Annotated in this window: 20 protein-coding genes and 1 pseudogene; all 21 read left to right on the forward strand. The window is 67.5% G+C overall.

Annotated elements, in window-relative coordinates; all coding sequences use genetic code 11:
* Positions 1-503: 503 nt before the first annotated feature.
* Positions 504-782 (forward strand): annotated as a pseudogene (locus MOQ72_RS34080) (single-stranded DNA-binding protein); the annotation flags it as partial.
* A gap of 207 nt (positions 783-989) precedes the next feature.
* A complete protein-coding gene (locus tag MOQ72_RS34085; RefSeq protein WP_242189941.1) occupies positions 990-1,586 on the forward strand; it encodes a phosphoribosyltransferase in 597 nt (198 codons plus the stop codon).
* Positions 1,587-1,659: 73 nt separating this feature from the next.
* Complete coding sequence (locus MOQ72_RS34090) at positions 1,660-1,878, forward strand: hypothetical protein (RefSeq protein ID WP_242189942.1); 219 nt, start codon at positions 1,660-1,662, stop codon at positions 1,876-1,878.
* A gap of 12 nt (positions 1,879-1,890) precedes the next feature.
* A complete protein-coding gene (locus tag MOQ72_RS34095; RefSeq protein WP_242189943.1) occupies positions 1,891-2,262 on the forward strand; it encodes a hypothetical protein in 372 nt (123 codons plus the stop codon).
* 137 nt (positions 2,263-2,399) lie between these two features.
* Positions 2,400-3,251, forward strand: coding sequence for a DUF4192 domain-containing protein (locus MOQ72_RS34100; RefSeq protein WP_242189944.1), 852 nt, complete (start codon positions 2,400-2,402; stop codon positions 3,249-3,251).
* 99 nt (positions 3,252-3,350) lie between these two features.
* Positions 3,351-3,671 carry a hypothetical protein gene (locus tag MOQ72_RS34105; RefSeq protein ID WP_242189945.1) on the forward strand — a complete coding sequence of 107 codons (321 nt, stop codon included), beginning with the start codon at positions 3,351-3,353 and terminating at the stop codon, positions 3,669-3,671.
* Positions 3,672-3,787: 116 nt separating this feature from the next.
* Entirely contained in the window at positions 3,788-5,656 is a 1,869-nt protein-coding gene (locus MOQ72_RS34110; protein ID WP_242189946.1) for a ParB/RepB/Spo0J family partition protein, read from the forward strand.
* Between the two features lie 107 nt (positions 5,657-5,763).
* Positions 5,764-6,573, forward strand: coding sequence for a class I SAM-dependent methyltransferase (locus MOQ72_RS34115; RefSeq protein WP_242189947.1), 810 nt, complete (start codon positions 5,764-5,766; stop codon positions 6,571-6,573).
* A gap of 41 nt (positions 6,574-6,614) precedes the next feature.
* Complete coding sequence (locus tag MOQ72_RS34120; protein ID WP_242189948.1) at positions 6,615-7,157, forward strand: hypothetical protein; 543 nt, start codon at positions 6,615-6,617, stop codon at positions 7,155-7,157.
* Between the two features lie 261 nt (positions 7,158-7,418).
* The gene (locus MOQ72_RS34125) at positions 7,419-7,730 is read left to right on the forward strand and encodes a hypothetical protein (RefSeq protein ID WP_242189949.1); all 312 of its coding nucleotides are present in this window, start codon (positions 7,419-7,421) and stop codon (positions 7,728-7,730) included.
* A gap of 215 nt (positions 7,731-7,945) precedes the next feature.
* The gene (locus MOQ72_RS34130) at positions 7,946-8,155 is read left to right on the forward strand and encodes a hypothetical protein (RefSeq protein ID WP_242189950.1); all 210 of its coding nucleotides are present in this window, start codon (positions 7,946-7,948) and stop codon (positions 8,153-8,155) included.
* A 244-nt stretch (positions 8,156-8,399) separates the two neighbouring features.
* A complete protein-coding gene (locus tag MOQ72_RS34135) occupies positions 8,400-8,831 on the forward strand; it encodes a hypothetical protein (RefSeq protein WP_242189951.1) in 432 nt (143 codons plus the stop codon).
* A 451-nt stretch (positions 8,832-9,282) separates the two neighbouring features.
* Entirely contained in the window at positions 9,283-9,972 is a 690-nt protein-coding gene (locus MOQ72_RS34140; RefSeq protein ID WP_242189952.1) for a Crp/Fnr family transcriptional regulator, read from the forward strand.
* Between the two features lie 94 nt (positions 9,973-10,066).
* Positions 10,067-10,321: a hypothetical protein gene (locus tag MOQ72_RS34145; RefSeq protein ID WP_242189953.1), complete on the forward strand. Its 255-nt coding sequence runs from the start codon at positions 10,067-10,069 to the stop codon at positions 10,319-10,321.
* 6 nt (positions 10,322-10,327) lie between these two features.
* The gene (locus MOQ72_RS34150) at positions 10,328-10,480 is read left to right on the forward strand and encodes a hypothetical protein (protein ID WP_242189954.1); all 153 of its coding nucleotides are present in this window, start codon (positions 10,328-10,330) and stop codon (positions 10,478-10,480) included.
* Positions 10,481-11,393: 913 nt separating this feature from the next.
* Positions 11,394-11,849, forward strand: coding sequence for an AAA family ATPase (locus tag MOQ72_RS34155; RefSeq protein ID WP_242189955.1), 456 nt, complete (start codon positions 11,394-11,396; stop codon positions 11,847-11,849).
* A gap of 252 nt (positions 11,850-12,101) precedes the next feature.
* Positions 12,102-12,824, forward strand: coding sequence for a PP2C family protein-serine/threonine phosphatase (locus MOQ72_RS34160; RefSeq protein ID WP_242189956.1), 723 nt, complete (start codon positions 12,102-12,104; stop codon positions 12,822-12,824).
* A complete protein-coding gene (locus tag MOQ72_RS34165; protein WP_242189957.1) occupies positions 12,817-13,491 on the forward strand; it encodes a hypothetical protein in 675 nt (224 codons plus the stop codon). The genes MOQ72_RS34160 and MOQ72_RS34165 overlap by 8 nt, the downstream gene beginning before the upstream one ends.
* Before the next feature lie 22 nt (positions 13,492-13,513).
* A complete protein-coding gene (locus MOQ72_RS34170; RefSeq protein ID WP_242189958.1) occupies positions 13,514-13,849 on the forward strand; it encodes a hypothetical protein in 336 nt (111 codons plus the stop codon).
* 244 nt (positions 13,850-14,093) lie between these two features.
* The gene (locus tag MOQ72_RS34175) at positions 14,094-14,390 is read left to right on the forward strand and encodes a tudor domain-containing protein (RefSeq protein ID WP_242189959.1); all 297 of its coding nucleotides are present in this window, start codon (positions 14,094-14,096) and stop codon (positions 14,388-14,390) included.
* A gap of 587 nt (positions 14,391-14,977) precedes the next feature.
* The gene (locus MOQ72_RS34180; protein WP_242189960.1) at positions 14,978-15,145 is read left to right on the forward strand and encodes a hypothetical protein; all 168 of its coding nucleotides are present in this window, start codon (positions 14,978-14,980) and stop codon (positions 15,143-15,145) included.
* Positions 15,146-15,579 lie beyond the last annotated feature (434 nt).

The following is a 15,579-nucleotide window of genomic DNA, read 5'->3' on the forward strand; positions in this document are numbered from 1 at the left end:
GGCCGCCCCCCCGGCGCGCGCGGGCGCGCGGCGGACCCCCCCCCCGCGGCCGCGGGGGGGGGGGGGGCCCCCCCACCCCCCCCCCCCCCCCCCACCTCCGCAAAGGCCCGGACGAGTGCGTTCCGACGACCACCGGAAATCGCCCGGCACCGCGCACTTGGCGGTGAACCAGATGGCAAGGAAGAGAGGCAGAACATGACATCTGTACTGGTGTGGACGACCGAGACTCCAACCGCTCCCGCCACGAGCTCCGCCACGCCAGCGGAGCCAGTCGTTTACGTGATCTGCCGGACGTGCCACTACGAGCGGGAAGCGGGCCAAGACTGCGGCCTGCCGTGTGTCTAGTCAGCCAGTCCACGAATTGCGGTGCACCGGCCAGACGAACGAGCGATGAGCCTCGTGCGATGTGGACACCATCACGAGGGCGTGTCCACATCGCACGGATTGCTCATCCAAGCCCCTCGTCATAGACATCAAGGACACGTCTCACAGAGGTCCACATAACGCTGACCCGCGGCATGCGGGTCGTAGTGCAGGGCCGGCTGCGCCAGCGCTCCTTCGAGACCAAGGAAGGCGAGAAGCGCACCGTCGCCGAGCTTGAGGTCGACGAGATCGGGCCGTCCCTGCGCTACGCCACCGCCAAAGTCAACAAGGTCAGCCGCAACTCTGGCCCCTCGGGTGGCGGCAACAGCGCCGACGCGCCCGCCGACGACCCGTGGGGCTCCGCCCCTCCGCCGCCTGCCGGGGCCGGCGGTGGTTTCGCCGACGAGCCCCCGTTCTGACCGGCGCCTCTCCAACCTGGGTCCGGACGTCATCGTCCGGGCCCAGTTCTCCAGTCAAACCCCTTGCAATGGCCGCGGGCAAACAGGTCCCCGTCGGTGGGCGCGCACGAGACGAAAGCCAGCCCATGCTCCTGGCTCAGCCGCCGCGACCGCCGCTCTCGTCAGCCACACCGACCCCATCTCCCGCACTCTCCCCTGGAGGACCCGTTGTTCATTCCGCCCACCACCACGACTCTCGCCGAGTTCGACACCCAGTCCGGCGGCGGGGTCCACGCCTGCCGCGTCCTGCGCTTGGACGTCACGTCCACCGCCCGCGCGGCGCGGGTCGTACACAACCTCGACGGCATCGGCTATGCCGTGTCCGCCGACCGGCTCCGCGACGCCGGCGTCGAGCTGTGGCGGCGCTGGACCAGCGAGCACCCCACCCGCATCCCGCACGTGCTGCTCGGGCTGGACACCGGTGGGATCATCCCGACCGCCACGGTGGCACTGGCCGCCGACCTGCCCTACCAGGTTGCGTGGAAGCTCGAACTGGACCTGCTGAGCCCGAACAAGCACAGGTTCACCGCGCCGCACGGCCCCAACAAACTCGTCCACGTCTACGCCGACGTCGCCGACCGCCGCGTGCTACTGGTGGACGACCAGATCACCAGCGGCTATACCCTGCGCAACCTCACCGAGGTGCTGCGCGACGCCGGGGCCGTCGTGCTGGGCGCGCTGTGCCTGGTGGAGGACACCTCCGGCGACGGCCGGGCCCTGCTGGAGAAGAACGGGGTGCCGGTCTGCGCGCTGACCACCCTGTGATCCAGCGTCCCGACGGACATGTCGGCCATTCGAAAGTCCCGACAGCCGGTCGCTCATCCACGGGCGCCTCCTGTTGGCAACCCACCCTCACGTTCCCAACGAGGAACCGCCGAACTCGCGGGGTGTCGCACAGTGGGAGCTGGGCCTGCGGTTGCGGCAGGTCATGGTCGAGAAGCACGAGGTCCCCGCCGACCGGCTGCGCATCGAGCTGCTGCCGACCGGCACCAGCTTCGTCATCGACGAGCAGGAGAAGGCGGAGCAGGGGCCGCTCGAAGTTGAAGTTCAGGATTGAGGAGAGCAACTGATGGGCAACATCATCATCAAGGCCGCCCGCGACCGGGACCTGTACGTGGAGTGGTTCGACGCCCCGACCGCCATCGGCAACCGCGCTGAGATGCTGGATTACCTAGGCCAGAAGTTCGGAAGCAGCCCGTCCGACCCGCCCGAGGTACGGATGCAGCGGGCCGACGAGAACGGGTCCAGCTCGAAGCGTAACCCGCACGCGCCTGGCTACACCGGCCCGTTGGAGGGCTCGTGGGAGGACACCGGGTTCGTGGTGGAACAGCGCGGCTGGCTGCCCCGTGCCCGGCTCGCCGAGTTCCTCGACGCCTACCTGGTCGACCCGGAGAAGGCGTACAAGCTCCTCGACCCCTTCGGGGACGACCAGGACAGTTGAGCGTCAGGTTGGCGGGCGGCCGGGCCGCGCGTCTTCCTGCCAGGTCACAGGAATGCGAACCGGTCCAGGTCAGCCCGTAATTCCACTCCAGCAGTTCAGTGAGTTCGGCCGCGTCACTCAGATCCAGGTTCATGGCGGTGGCGAAGCCAATGGCAGGCATCCTCGACCGCGGAAGCGGCATTCCTGAGTTTGCGACCGCCAAGGTCAACACGGTAAGCCGCCGCCGCAGCAGCGGTTTCGGTGGCGGCGCGGGTGCTCCGGTCGTGGATCCGTGGAGCAACCAGCAGCCCGTCGAAGCACCCGTTCTGATCCCGTCCTCGGCTGGGTACAGCGCCGCTGTGCCCAGCCCTTTTTCGATCACCACGAGGCACACGTTGGACACCGACGAATCACTTCCCACCGCTGTCGCCGTCAGGTCCGCAACGATCCCGCTGCACCCTCTTGGCACGGCCGACCTGCTGCACCGCCGTCGTCGCCGACTGCACGCGCTCACCCACGACCCGGCCCGAACCGGGCTCTCGCCCACGATGCGGCTGCAGCACGACATCACGATCGTCCGCCACACCATCCTGGCCATCGGCAAGCAGACGGACCCCACTACCAACCGCAAGCCGCTGACCGAGGACGAACTGTTGCAGGTAGCGGTCGCCATTCATGACGCCGAGGTGCGCGAGGTCTGCCTGAGCACGGCGCGGACGTGGCTGTCACGCCCAGCCGAACGGCTCTGGCTCTCGGTGACCCGAGCGGTCCCCGCCCCGTACTCCGCCGACGCGGCGTCCCTTCTGGCGTACTCGGCCTATACCCGCTTGGACGACGTCCTCGCGCGCCGTGCCGTGGACCGCGCTCACCAGGCCGACCCAGACCACCCGCTCGCGGCCGCCGTCACCGCCGCGCTCGACGACCGCACCGATCCCGGCATGTTCGCTCCGTCCTCAGCGGTCACCGCACAGTTCCGGCGGTTCCTCACTCACGTCCCGCCCCGTGCGTAGGTCCTTCAACCCCCGTTCCAGGTCGGCCCCGGTCCCCGCGTTTCAGCAAGGGAGTGCGGGGCCAGGTCAACCTCGTCCCCATACAACAAGGAGTCCACGGTGGACACACCGTCTACCCGCGTTCGCGCCCACACCGCCCTCGACCACGCCGTCGCCGCCACACCCACACAGCAGTGGCTCCGGCTCGCTCCGAACCTTCGGTTCGCCCCCTCCGAGCGGATGAACCCGATCGCGGTGTCGACCACGACCGACGAGTTCGTCCTGTCAGTGCACCACGACGAGTCCGGCTGGACCTATCGCGTCGCCGCTGCTGGCGACCTCATCGCCGACAGCACCGTCGGCGACGCCCACACCGCCCTGGTGCGGGCCGAACTCGTCGTGCTGCAGCGCCGCCAACTCACGCAGGCACCTCCCGCATAACCCCAGCACCAAAACGGGCCCTGCCAGGTGAAAAAGACCAGGCAGGGCCCGTTTTGTATCCGTTCCGCCCGGCCGTCGGATCTCCGGCAGGCCACTGACGAAAGGACACCACTTCGATGATGATGGTCATCGACGGCGTGATCACCGAAGACGAGCTGCGCGACCAACCGCATGAGGTTGGCCGGGCCCGCTACGTCGACCTCAACCCTCGACACATCGGGCTGGACGGGAACGCCCGCGAAGTCGTCGAGATCGCCAAGAACTATCCCGGATTTGTCAAGTCCATCGCGAACGGTGGCGTCAAACAGGACGTCGTCGTCGACCGACTCCCCAACGGCGAGATCCACGCCCGCTACGGACACCGCCGAGTCGCCGGATCCTGCGCCGCCGACCTCAACACGGTCACAGCCAAGGTTATCGACGTCGCCGAGCTGGACCTGTTCGAGCGACGCAAAGACCAGGTGATGGAAAACGACCATCGGGTCGGCTTCACCACGGCCGAGCGCGCCCACGCCTACAACGACATGGCGCTGTTCGGGTTCACCGCTGACGACCTCGCCGATCAGCTCGGCGCCGACCCCGACGTGGTCAAGGCCAGCCTGACAGTCGCAGCGAGCACGAACGCCCAGCAGGCTCTCCAGAAGGCCCCGCAGCTCGATGTCGAGACGGCGGTCGCGTTCGAGGAGTTCGCCGAGTGGCCCGACGCGCTCGACGCACTCAACAAGGACCTCGACAAGAATCCCGACCAACTTCCGCACACGATCGCGCTGTGGCGCAGGCGCATCGCCTCCCGCCAGCGCATCCAGGCCAAGGCCGACGAGCTGCGCGAACAGGGGTACACGGTCTACACCGAACTGCCCGACACCGCACGCCCGGTTCGGGAACTGCTGGCCTCGAAGACCGACCCCATTGGTCTGACCACCGAGGGGCACGAGTCCTGCGAAGGCCACGGTGTCCTGGTCACGACCAGGTTGGACGACGAAGTGATGATCAAAGCCGTCTGCCTCGACTGGCGCAAACACGGTCACCTCGACCGGTTCACCTTCTCCGTGAACAGCAGCAGCGGATCGACCTCGCCCAGCACCACTCCGGAACAAGACACCGCGGCCCGTCGGCGGGTGCGTAAGAACAACGAGGTCTGGCGCGCCTCGGAAGAGGTACGCCGCAAGTTCGTGCGCAAGCTCGTCGCGGGCAAGAAACCGCCGAAGCAAGCGCAGCGGTTCATCAACGAAGCCCTGCTCACCGCGACCTACGACCTGCGTCGCGCGTGCGAGCGCCGCCACTCCGGCGCGATCACGGTGCTCGATCTCCCAAGCAAGCACGGCGATAAGCACCCGCTCGCGCCAACCAGCTCCACCAGCGAGGCCCGCGCCACGCTGCAGACACTCGGTCTGCTGCTCGGCGCGCTGGAGACGGAACTGTCGGTGCAGACCTGGCGGCAGCCCGGCCCGGAAGCCAAGCTCTACTTCCGCTGGCTTGATCTCTGGGGCTACAAGCCCTCGACGGTCGAAAAGCTGGTTCTTGATCCGACGGCCGACGCGGACGAATGGCCCGTCCTCACCCTCGGCAAGACCGCCCCGTCGAACAAGACTGACGCCACGCCGAACCAGGACAACGACGCCGCCGAGGACGTCGCAGCAAACGACCTGCCTGCCGACGAGGCGCTCGACGGTGCCGACCTCGACATTGGGCCGGAGCCCGACGACGTTGTACCGGTCTCGGCCCCCGACGACGCGCCGGCGGAGTTCGACAACGTCCCGAACCCGGACTCGGAGTCCGATGTGGACGAGAACGGGGATCCCGAACTGGCGTCGGTGGGTGATCCGGCCATCGGCGTGACCGCCGACGCGGCGGAGCTCTACGCCGCCCTCGCTGACGAGGACTTCGTCCCCAGCAACAGCGACGACCGTTCTGCGGCAGATCTCGTGCTCTCGCCGAGCGACCGCCACGACGTCAGCGCATCCGAACTCGTCGGCGCGCCGTGACCGACTGATTCCCGCTCCCCGCAACCACACAGCGGCGCCCAGCACACCTCGTGCCGGGCGCCGCTGTGTGCGTTCGCGCCCACCGCACCGCAGAAAGGACCCACCCGATGGCGATGACCCGACGCGACGAGCAGCTGCACCACCAGGCCGATCAGCTCACCCGCCTCGCCCGCGACCTGCACAGCGACGAGAAGCTGTTCATCCTCAAGCACTGGAACGCCGCCGCCACCAACCGGCACCGCACCACCGGCGCCTGGTTCACCCCGCTCAGCCTCGCCCGCGACCTCTCGATCGGACTCGGCGACTCCACCAACACCGTCATCGACCTCTGCGCCGGTATCGGCCACCTCACCTGGGAATGCCGAGACCTCGCCGGACGGCTCTGGAACAACCAGGACCCGCGCCGCGTGATCTGCGTCGAGCGCGAAGAAGAGTACGTCCGAGTCGGCCGGAAAATCCTGCCCGACGCGCACTGGATCTGCGCCAACGCCTTCACCGTCATCACCGACCCCACCAGCTACGGGATCATCGACCGCGTCGACGTCGCGATCAGCAACCCGCCCTACGGACGCGCCGACATCAACGGCACCGGCCCCCGCTACACCGGCAAACGAGCCGAATATCACGTCCTCGACGCCGCCGCCGAACTCGCACAGCGCGCCGTGTTCCTCATCCCCCAGGACTCCGCGCCGTTCGCCTACAGCGGCCGCCAGAACTACGTCGAGAAACGCAGCGATGAGTACGAGCGGTTCGTCCGCGAGACCGGACTCGTCCTCAAACCGAACTGCGGCATCGACACCCACACCCACGACGACGGGTGGCACTACCCCGCACCCCGCACCGAAGTCGTGCTCGCCGACCTCCAGCCCGCCCGCCAGGAGGCCCACCAGCCCGAGCTCGCCCTCACCGCCCAGTAACCCAACCAACCCCGTACCGACTCGTCTTGCGAGGACACTCTGTGAACATCACCCGCGCCGACACCGTGGTCGCTGGCGACGCTGACCCGACCGTCCAGCTGCCCAGGCTGGGCGTGCCGCAGTGCGGCGCGCTCGGCCCGAACGCTGTGCGCTGCACCCGGCAAGCCGGGCACACCGGCCGCCTGCACCTGGCCGGAGACAACGGGCGCGTGCACGCTACCTGGGGCTGGCGTCAGCTCCGCCTCACGCCCGCTCGCGTGCTCACGGTCGCTGTGCTGGAACTCGACGTTGCGCTCCACGCGTCGACGCCGCAGCGCCGCGGCGACCGCGCGCTCGTCCGCACCCAGCGACCCGGGACGGCTGCGACCTTCACCGTCTATCACCGTGACCACCAGGTTCCTGCTTCCCAGCGGGCATGGCGCCAGGCCACCGCGCCTCTGATCGCCGAGCACGTGCTGTATTGGGCGGCCCGCGGCAAACCGGCGCCGCTGAACAAGCCCGCGCCTGAGCTGGATCAGTGGCTCAACCAGCACGCGGCCATCCAACGCGTGCAAGCCCACCCCACGGCACTCGCCGGGCACTGACGCGCAGTCAGTCAGCAAGACCCGGCCACGAATACACGTGGCCGGGCCTTGCTGTCGTCCAAATTCGTCCACTGTAGACATAAAGATCGAGTAACGCTCGACGCTCGACGACCCCGAGCACAGGATCAAGATCGCCCGCCACAACGCGGCCGTGTTCACCGACGTCGGCGCTCCCGGCCGCGCCTCCTCCACTGACCTGACCGACGAGCTTTAGCAGCGCCTCGCGCTGCTCTTCAACTCGAACGCAATGGGAGCAGCCTCATGACCACCACGCCCTTCGCGGACTCAGCTGTGCTGCACGCCATGCAGCTCGACGGGTTCGATCCCGACCGCGGAACCTACTACCGCGGCGAAGTCCGCGGCCCCCTCGGCGCGCTGATCGAGCTGGGCGTCGACGGCACTACCGGAACGGTGACGTTCTATCGCTACGCCGATGGCGCGTACCTCGGCGCCGAAGGTCGTACCGACATCCGCCTCGACTCCGGCTCCTTCGAGCGTTGGATCACCACGTGTTTCCAGACGATGCGGGCCAAGCTCGACCTCGCTGACGCGGCCGCGGCGTACACGAGCTAAGCGGTGTTTATCCCGGAAAGCGAACTCCTGGGCGTACTCGCTGAGCACGGTATTGGCCCGTAGGTCCATGACGCCTACGGCCGCCCCCAGAGCGTCGAGGACTGGGTCGAGGACCCTCCGAGTTCCCAGCGGCGGCGAATCAGCACGACCCCGCTCGCCCTTCTCCGACTGTCCGCACCCGCCGCACTCCACCACGTCTACATGGGAGAACCACGATGACCGTTCCCGTGCCCACCCGGCCCTGTTTCGTCTGCCAGAACTCGTCGACTGTCGATGTTGACGTCGACGGCTTCATCCGTTGGCAGTCCGGCGCATTGGTGCAGGACGCCTTTCCTGACATGGCACCGCAACAGCGAGAACTGCTCATGACCGGCACTCACCCCGAGTGCTGGAAAGCGGCGTTCCTGGCTGACGACGAGGACTGACCATGATCACCGATGCGCAGTGGCACGAGATCACCAGCCCCGTGGCTAGCTGTGCGGGCGTCCACACGATTGACCTCTACGACGGTATGGAACTGTGGGCAGTCAGGACGGGCGCGGACGAGTACGTCATCCACTCCTCCCACTGGGCCTCTTGTCTCGTCAGAGACGATCAGCACAACCGAGAAAGGCGTGTCAAGGGCCGGACGGCAGCCCAAGCAACCACGACAGCGAAGCGGGATTAAGAATGAACACCGACGCCCTGGGGGCTTCCCAGCACGGCACCGACCCGGTCCGGCAGGAGATCGCCCGACTGTGGCACTCCACCGAATCCGGTGTCGACCAGATCGACCGTGTCCTTGCGGCGTTCTTCACCCAAGCTGTCTATATCCCGCGCAATGACAACGGCGCCTTGGCCCTCGCCGAGACCGATCGCTACGGCTTCTGGGCATGCGCGTTCACCAGCCACGACCTGATCACTGACTACGTGACCGCGGTCCAACCGCCCTGGGCCGAAACGGTCACCACGATCATCGGCGCCGCTCTGGTACGCGAGGTGCGCGCGCTGCCCTCGGACGTCGGGATTCTGATCAACCCGACCGCAGAATCACAGGTCGACCCGACCGAAATACTGCCGCTGCCACCGAACCTGGTAAACACCTTCGTTCTTCCCGCCTGACACAGCGGCAGTCCACTGATCAGGACGAACACCGAGCGAGCGACCAACGTTCCGCGACGATCGCATCGAACATCGCCGATTCCGCTTGGTCACTCACATCACGAATCCACTCGTCCGCGGCAACGATGGCAAGTCTGCCCATTCTCGGTTTCCTGACAAGCCGGACGAGCCCGACTACTTCAGCCCTGGTCCCTTCGGGCGCATCTCAGTCGGCGGCTTGGTGTTGGATCCGGGGCCATCTCGCCCCGCTGTCCCGGCGAACTGGCGCGCTCCCAACAACATTGTCTCGTTTTGGGTGCTGCCCTGCCAGACGCCGCTGCCTGACGGCGCCGCGTCCTGCCCGTCACGCATCGAAGTCGTCCCCTTCTGGCCTGCCCGCTTGCAGGCCGCCCAACGCCGCGGCACTCGCGCGACGTTCCTGACAACCCGCTACCCCGGGAGGTACGCACAGATGTCCACGCCCACCCTCGACGCCGCCCTGACTCGGGCCGGACTCTTCGAAGGACTCGGACCGGCCGCAGCGGAGGCCATGGCGCAGTCACTGGAACCGGTCGAGTTCCCGCGAGGACACGTCATCTTCGCCGAGGGCGAGCCGGGCGATCGGCTCTACATCATCCAGTCCGGCAAGGTGAAGCTCGGACGCACATCCCCGGACGGCAGGCAGAACCTGCTGGCCATCATGGGCCCCTCGGACATGTTCGGTGAACTGTCCCTCTTCGACCCCGGCCCGCGTGCCTCGACCGCCACGACGGTCACCACAGTGCGGGCGCTGAGCATGGACCGCTCCGCGCTGCGGCAGTGGATCGCGACCCGTCCGGAGATCGCCGAGCAGCTGCTCCGCGTCGTCGCGCGCAGGCTGCGCCGGGCCAACGGCATGCTCGCCGACCTGATCTTGACCGACGTGCCCGGCCGCGTCGCCAGGGCACTGTTGCACTTCGCGCAGCGTTTCGGCAGCCAGGAAGCCGGTCTGCTGCGGGTCACGCACGACCTGACGCAGGAGGAGATCGCGCAGTACGTCGGCGCCTCGCGGGAGACCGTGAACAAGACATTGGCGGACTTCGCGCACCGCGGCTGGCTCCGGCTCGAAGGCAAGAGCGTGCTCATCCTCAACCCGGAGCGGCTCGCCCGCCGTATGCACTGACCAACCCTTCCGGCGTGCCTCGCACGCACTCTCCGGCTACCCCGTGGTGGTCTGGGTTCGTTCCCGGATCAGTCCTGGAGTCGTGGTGTGGTCGATGGTGACCAGCGGTCTGCTGATCTCGACCGCGCTGCTGATCGGCGGGCCCGCGCTACTGGCGACGGCGATCGCCTTGTCCGTGGTGCTGCTGGTCCGGGCGCTGTACGTGGCCACCGGCCGGCCGCCAATCGATCCGCAGCAGTGGCGCCAGCACTGGCAGAGGCGGCGTGACAACGGCGAGGACTGGTCAACAGGTCCGATTCCGACGATGACCGACGAGCGAACCCGGCAGTACGAGCGAACAGGAAGGTGATCAACAATGACGAGCTACTGGGACCTGCCCGCCGACGAGGAGGCGCAACTGAGAGCCGAGGCGGACGCGGCGGAGGACTATATCGAGCGGCGGTTCCACGAGTTCCACTCCGGCCAGTGGGAACACCTGTCGCACCCGGACGAGTACGAGCAGCAGTAATTTCGAGGACGACGCGGGTCAGACCTTCGGGTCTGGCCCGCTTTTTCGTACGCACCGCACGGGTTGGGGTTCCTGGTCTGCCCGTTCGCCTTGGGCTGTGCCATGCCGGGCCTCGTGCAGCGTCTGGCACCCCTCCGAGCAGGCGATCGGCAGACCAGGGTTCCCGACCCACCTTTACAGGTTCTCCCCCTCCACCGTGCTCGGGCGACGAACAACCTGGGCGCACCCGTAGGCCCCGAACTCGGTGTGCGCCTTGCCGCAGGTGTCGTATGCCCACACCGTCGACGACGCGCGCCACCCCGGATCCCGGCGCGCGTCGTCGACGCCCCACCACCACAGTCGACCGCGTGCAGGACCGGGACGATGAATTCCGCTCCCATCCTGACGGACGTCCCGCCAACACAGCGGGAACCGCTGTCGATTACGGCAGCAAAGTCCTACGCACGAGGGTGCGTGACGTTTACACACCCGCGTGCGTAGTTGTTGAAATCGGCTGTCGAGTCGAGGACCAGGTCCAACGAGTTCTTCAACGCCCACGCGTCTACGCCACCACACCGGGGACGCCGAGAGCTTTCCGAACTCGATGTCCGGGCTCCGCAGACGCCTGTCTTCCCCGGACCTGCCGCGCTGCGCGTGCTTGAAGCCGGCATCCAACGTCAACTCCAGGCCGCGATGGTCCTTCTTGCCCACGTGGCCGAGAACAGCCGTGCGTGGCCCAAGTGAACGCTTCACCGCCACTCAGCAGGCACTGCGCGTTCTCGAAGACGCCCACCAACGCTGGGTCCAGGCCATGACCTGGTCCACGGACCGCACCAGCTAGCGGCCGAGCTGTTCCCCGCCCCTCCGCCTTCGTCGGGCGGAGGGGCCTTTTCGCATGTCGACCCCGTTCCCCGAAGTCCACTGTGGAGCAACTATGACGACGCTCGTGATCACGCGCGGTCTGCCCGGCTCGGGCAAGACCACCTACGCCCGCCGCTGGGTCGCTGACGACCCGAACAACCGCGTCCGCGTCAACCGCGACGACTTGCGCGCCATGATGGACAACGGACAGTTCATCCTGGACGTGACCGAGCCGCGAATCCGCGCCTCCCGCGACGCTCTCGTCCGTTTCCATCTCGCCGAGGGCACCTCGGTGATTGTCGACGACACCAACCTGCCCCGCAGCGCCGTCCACTACCTGCGCACTCTCGCCCGCGGCGCCCGCTGCCGGTTCCAGGTCGTCAACTTCACCTCTGTGCCACTGCAGACCTGCATCGCCCGTGACGCCGCCCGCGGCGAGCGTGCCGTCGGCGCCGAGGTCATCAAGGACATGCACGCTCGTTTCCTGGCTGGCAGTCCTTGCCACAGCCCCGGTGCCACCAGGACCTGAGCAACCCCAGGCCCTGGCCAGTGATCTCACCGCGAAGTTCGCGATCCACTCACCGACCGACCGTGCCGCCGCCAAGGATCCCGTCCCTGGACCCCACCCCACGTCGGGGGCAGCCCCGTCCGCTGACGGTAGTCGCGCGGCAGCAAGCCCCACGTCCTGCGTGGTGGAAACCAGCACCCCGTTCCCGTACATGCCCCATCGAGAGCGGGGTGCTCCCTTTTCTCGCGTCCACAACAGAAAGAGAGACCGATCGTGTCGACCAACACCGTGCGGTTCCGTGTCGGGACCGCTTCCGACCGAGGTCCGCGCGCCATCCAGGCCGACAGCGTCGGCTGCAACACCACGCCCAACACCGTGGGCGCGGTGTCTTTCGCGATCTCCGACGGCATCGGCGACACCCGCGACGCCGCCGACACCGCCGCCAAGGCGGTCTCCACCGCGGTCGACCACGACCACGACAGCGCCGCCGTCGCGCTCATCGACGCGGCAGCGCCGGTCGTGGAGGACCACGCGCTCGCCCCCGCCGGCCAGGCCGGAGACGCCACCCTCGTAGTCGTCGTCGCCTCCACCCGCGACTGCATCTACCGCATCGCGTGGGTCGGTGATTCCCGCGCTTGGCACCACGACGACACCGGCCTCACACAGATCACCCGTGATCACACCCTCGGCCAGCAGCTCCGTGACCGGGGCATCGACGCCGCACCTCGGTTCGATCACTGCCTCACCCGCGCCTTGTCCACCGTGGAGGACAAGGCGATCGGTGAGGGCCGCGTCTGCGCGCCGATCGGCCGGTTGATCCTGACCACCGACGGCGTGCACAAGACCCTGTCTGCCTCCGAGATCCGCGGCATCGCCGACGCATTCCCGGATCCACACGACTGCGCCGCCCGGCTCGTCGCGCACGCCAGGGAATGCGGCAGCCACGACAACGCCACCGCGCTCGTGGCCGACCCCTACCTCACCGACGATGCCTGACCCGGATCACATCCTGACGTGGCTGCGCCGGGACAAGCTCATCCACTCCTGGGAGCACACCGACGACGGCATCGACGTCGTCGTCGGACGCGGCACGATCCGCCTCCCGCCCCAGGATCCCTCCGAGATCGCGCCGCTGGCCGCACGCCTGCGGCGTGACACGATCGCCACCCTCGGCACCGGCTACCCGATGGGACACCGAACCACCCGCTACGACCTCAGTGACGGCCGATTCGCCGACCGCCACGACAGCAGGATCGACCGCTACCTCGACCCCCTCCCGTACACGGTCCTGCTCCCCGGCGGCGACCCGGGCGGCAGCGCGGCGGTCCATTTCGCCGCAGCCACCAAGACCGAAGCGCTCGCCCTCGCCACGCTCTACCGGATCCGAGGTCGATGTCTGCGGTGCGGCACCGACCGGCCGCTGCTCGCGCGCACCTGGAGTCCCGATCCCGCGATCCGCTGCCCCGGCTGCCGCACCGACGACCAGGTCCCTGTGCAGCTGCACTGCCGAACCTGCACCGCACCCATCGCGGCCGTCCGTGACACCACCCGCAGGGTCGGCCTCAGCAGGGTCGTGTGGGAGCACACCACCACCGGCTCCGCGTACTGCGCCACCAACCCGGTCGGCGCAACCGGTTTCGAGCGCCCACGGGCACGTCCCTAAGACCACCACCAGGAGGAGCGGCATGTATCGCCGGTTCATCGCCTTGATCAACCAGGTGCGCGCCCATCGCCGCGCCCGCCGTGCAAGGAAACTCAGCACGATCGTACCGGTCGAGATCTTCCACCCGGGCGACACCGACCACCCGGTTTTCCATGACGAACTGCTCGCCTCGCCCGACCTCAGCGACATCGACATCCTCAACGATCTGATCGTCGAATTGGAGCACGGCACCACACCCCGCGGCCGCGACTTCCGGAACCAGAGCCTGCGGCCTCTCGCCCCTGGGGATGTGGTGACTCTCAACGCAGTGACCTACCTCCTCACGCGCGTCGGCTGGATCTGCCTGGACAACCACTAACCCCGCCACCACAGACGCAACGTGACCTGTGGCAGCACAGAGTCCACCAGGCGCGGGCGTTCAACCAGCACGCACGCGCGGTGCTGGGACGATGTGTTCCGCACCACCGAAGACGAAGAAGATCCCATCAAACCCGAACAACCGAAGGGACGCCCCCGTTCGCCAGCTCCCCTCTGCCCTGATCAACCGGATCCGATGGGAGCCAGTCGACGACACGACGACGGGTGGAACTGGGACGACTTCGTTGACCGAGCCGCCCTCGGCTTGCTCTGACCCTGTCTCCCTGGATGAAGAGGACCGCACGATGATGTTCAAGGTTGGAGACCGAATTCGTCTTCGCCGACGGGCGAACACCCGCTACGGCACGATCATCGAGGTCCGCGACGGCGGACAGACCGTTCTCGGCCAGTTCGACGACGGCACGAGGTTCATCCGCAGCGACGAGCTGCTCACTGATCTCGTCCTTCTGATCGCCGTCCGCAACATCGAGGTGCGCAGTGTCGCGGCACGTCGCCGCGTACACGCCCTCGCGCCGTTGTGACAGAAGCACCGCGCTGAACGACCGCGCACCGGCGAGTAGCCGCCAACCCCGTCCGCCCACCCCGACCTTCCTCCACTCCACCTGCCAAGGGCGCCTTCTCCCAGGAGAAGGCGCCCTTTCTCATGCTCGGAGAACTCCGTGATCGAGAACATCCTGGTCGCCTACTCAGCAGCAGCCACCGTCATCCCCGTGTTCACCGGAGCCGAGGTGACCACCCAGCTGTCTCAGGACGGCCTGCGCCCCCCTCATTCACGACGACTAGCTGACGTCGCAGTGGGCCAGCTCGCAGCGGCGGGCGGCCTTCTCCTGCCTCTTCCACAAGCACTGGGACGTCCTCACCGGCCGTGCACCGGCGCTCCCAGTGACGCCAAGGGGCACCCGCCTGCGCCTGGTCGAGGTCCGTCAAACCGACGGGCCCGCACAAGAAAGTCCCGGTCAGGACGTTGGCGACCTCGCTGACCGGGACTGACTCGAAAGGAGCCGTCCCTAATGATACGCGCATTTCCCGGCCCCGAGCGGGACGGGGACACCCGCTCCGAGGACGAAAAGACCGCTGAGCTCGACAAGCCCGCGGCGGTGATCAGCTGATGGTCAACAACTGGTTCAAGGAACAAACCTGGGCCGACGTCGACCGGGAGCGCAGCTCCGACAGCACGCAACAGATAGCCGAAGTTCGCGAGAACGAAGCCAGGTGGACGCAGCAGGTCTCGGACGACAAGGCCAGAAAGAAGCCAGAGTCCGAAACTGACGAGTGAGGAAGGCACACTGGCTCCCTAGCCACATGGCCGGGGAGCCAGTTCCGAAGGGGAAGCCGTGCCTCACCATGCCGACGATCACCAGTTCCACGTGCCCACCCTGCAGTGGGTGTGCAACCGGATGGACGCCGTAAGCGACGCGCTCAGGCAGAAACTCCCACCAGACCGCGAAAAATACGGCCCCGAGGACCATATCGTCGCTGGCCAAGCACGCATTGTGGACACGATCCGAGCTGAATTCTGGCGGGAGAAGATGGCCGTCCAAAGCAGTTCGGACCCGGCTGAGCAGAAGCCGCAGCCCAGCCCCGGAAGTTAGCCCGCAACGCTCAGGATCGCCAGCCCGAAACCGGCTGCTATCCAGCAACAGAACGGTGAGGGACCGCCGCACCCGAAGGTGCGGCGGTCCCTCACCGTTCTGTTCACCCCGCATCCGC

Origin of the sequence: Saccharopolyspora soli (assembly GCF_022678645.1) — a bacterium.
Classification (GTDB): domain Bacteria; phylum Actinomycetota; class Actinomycetes; order Mycobacteriales; family Pseudonocardiaceae; genus Saccharopolyspora; species Saccharopolyspora soli.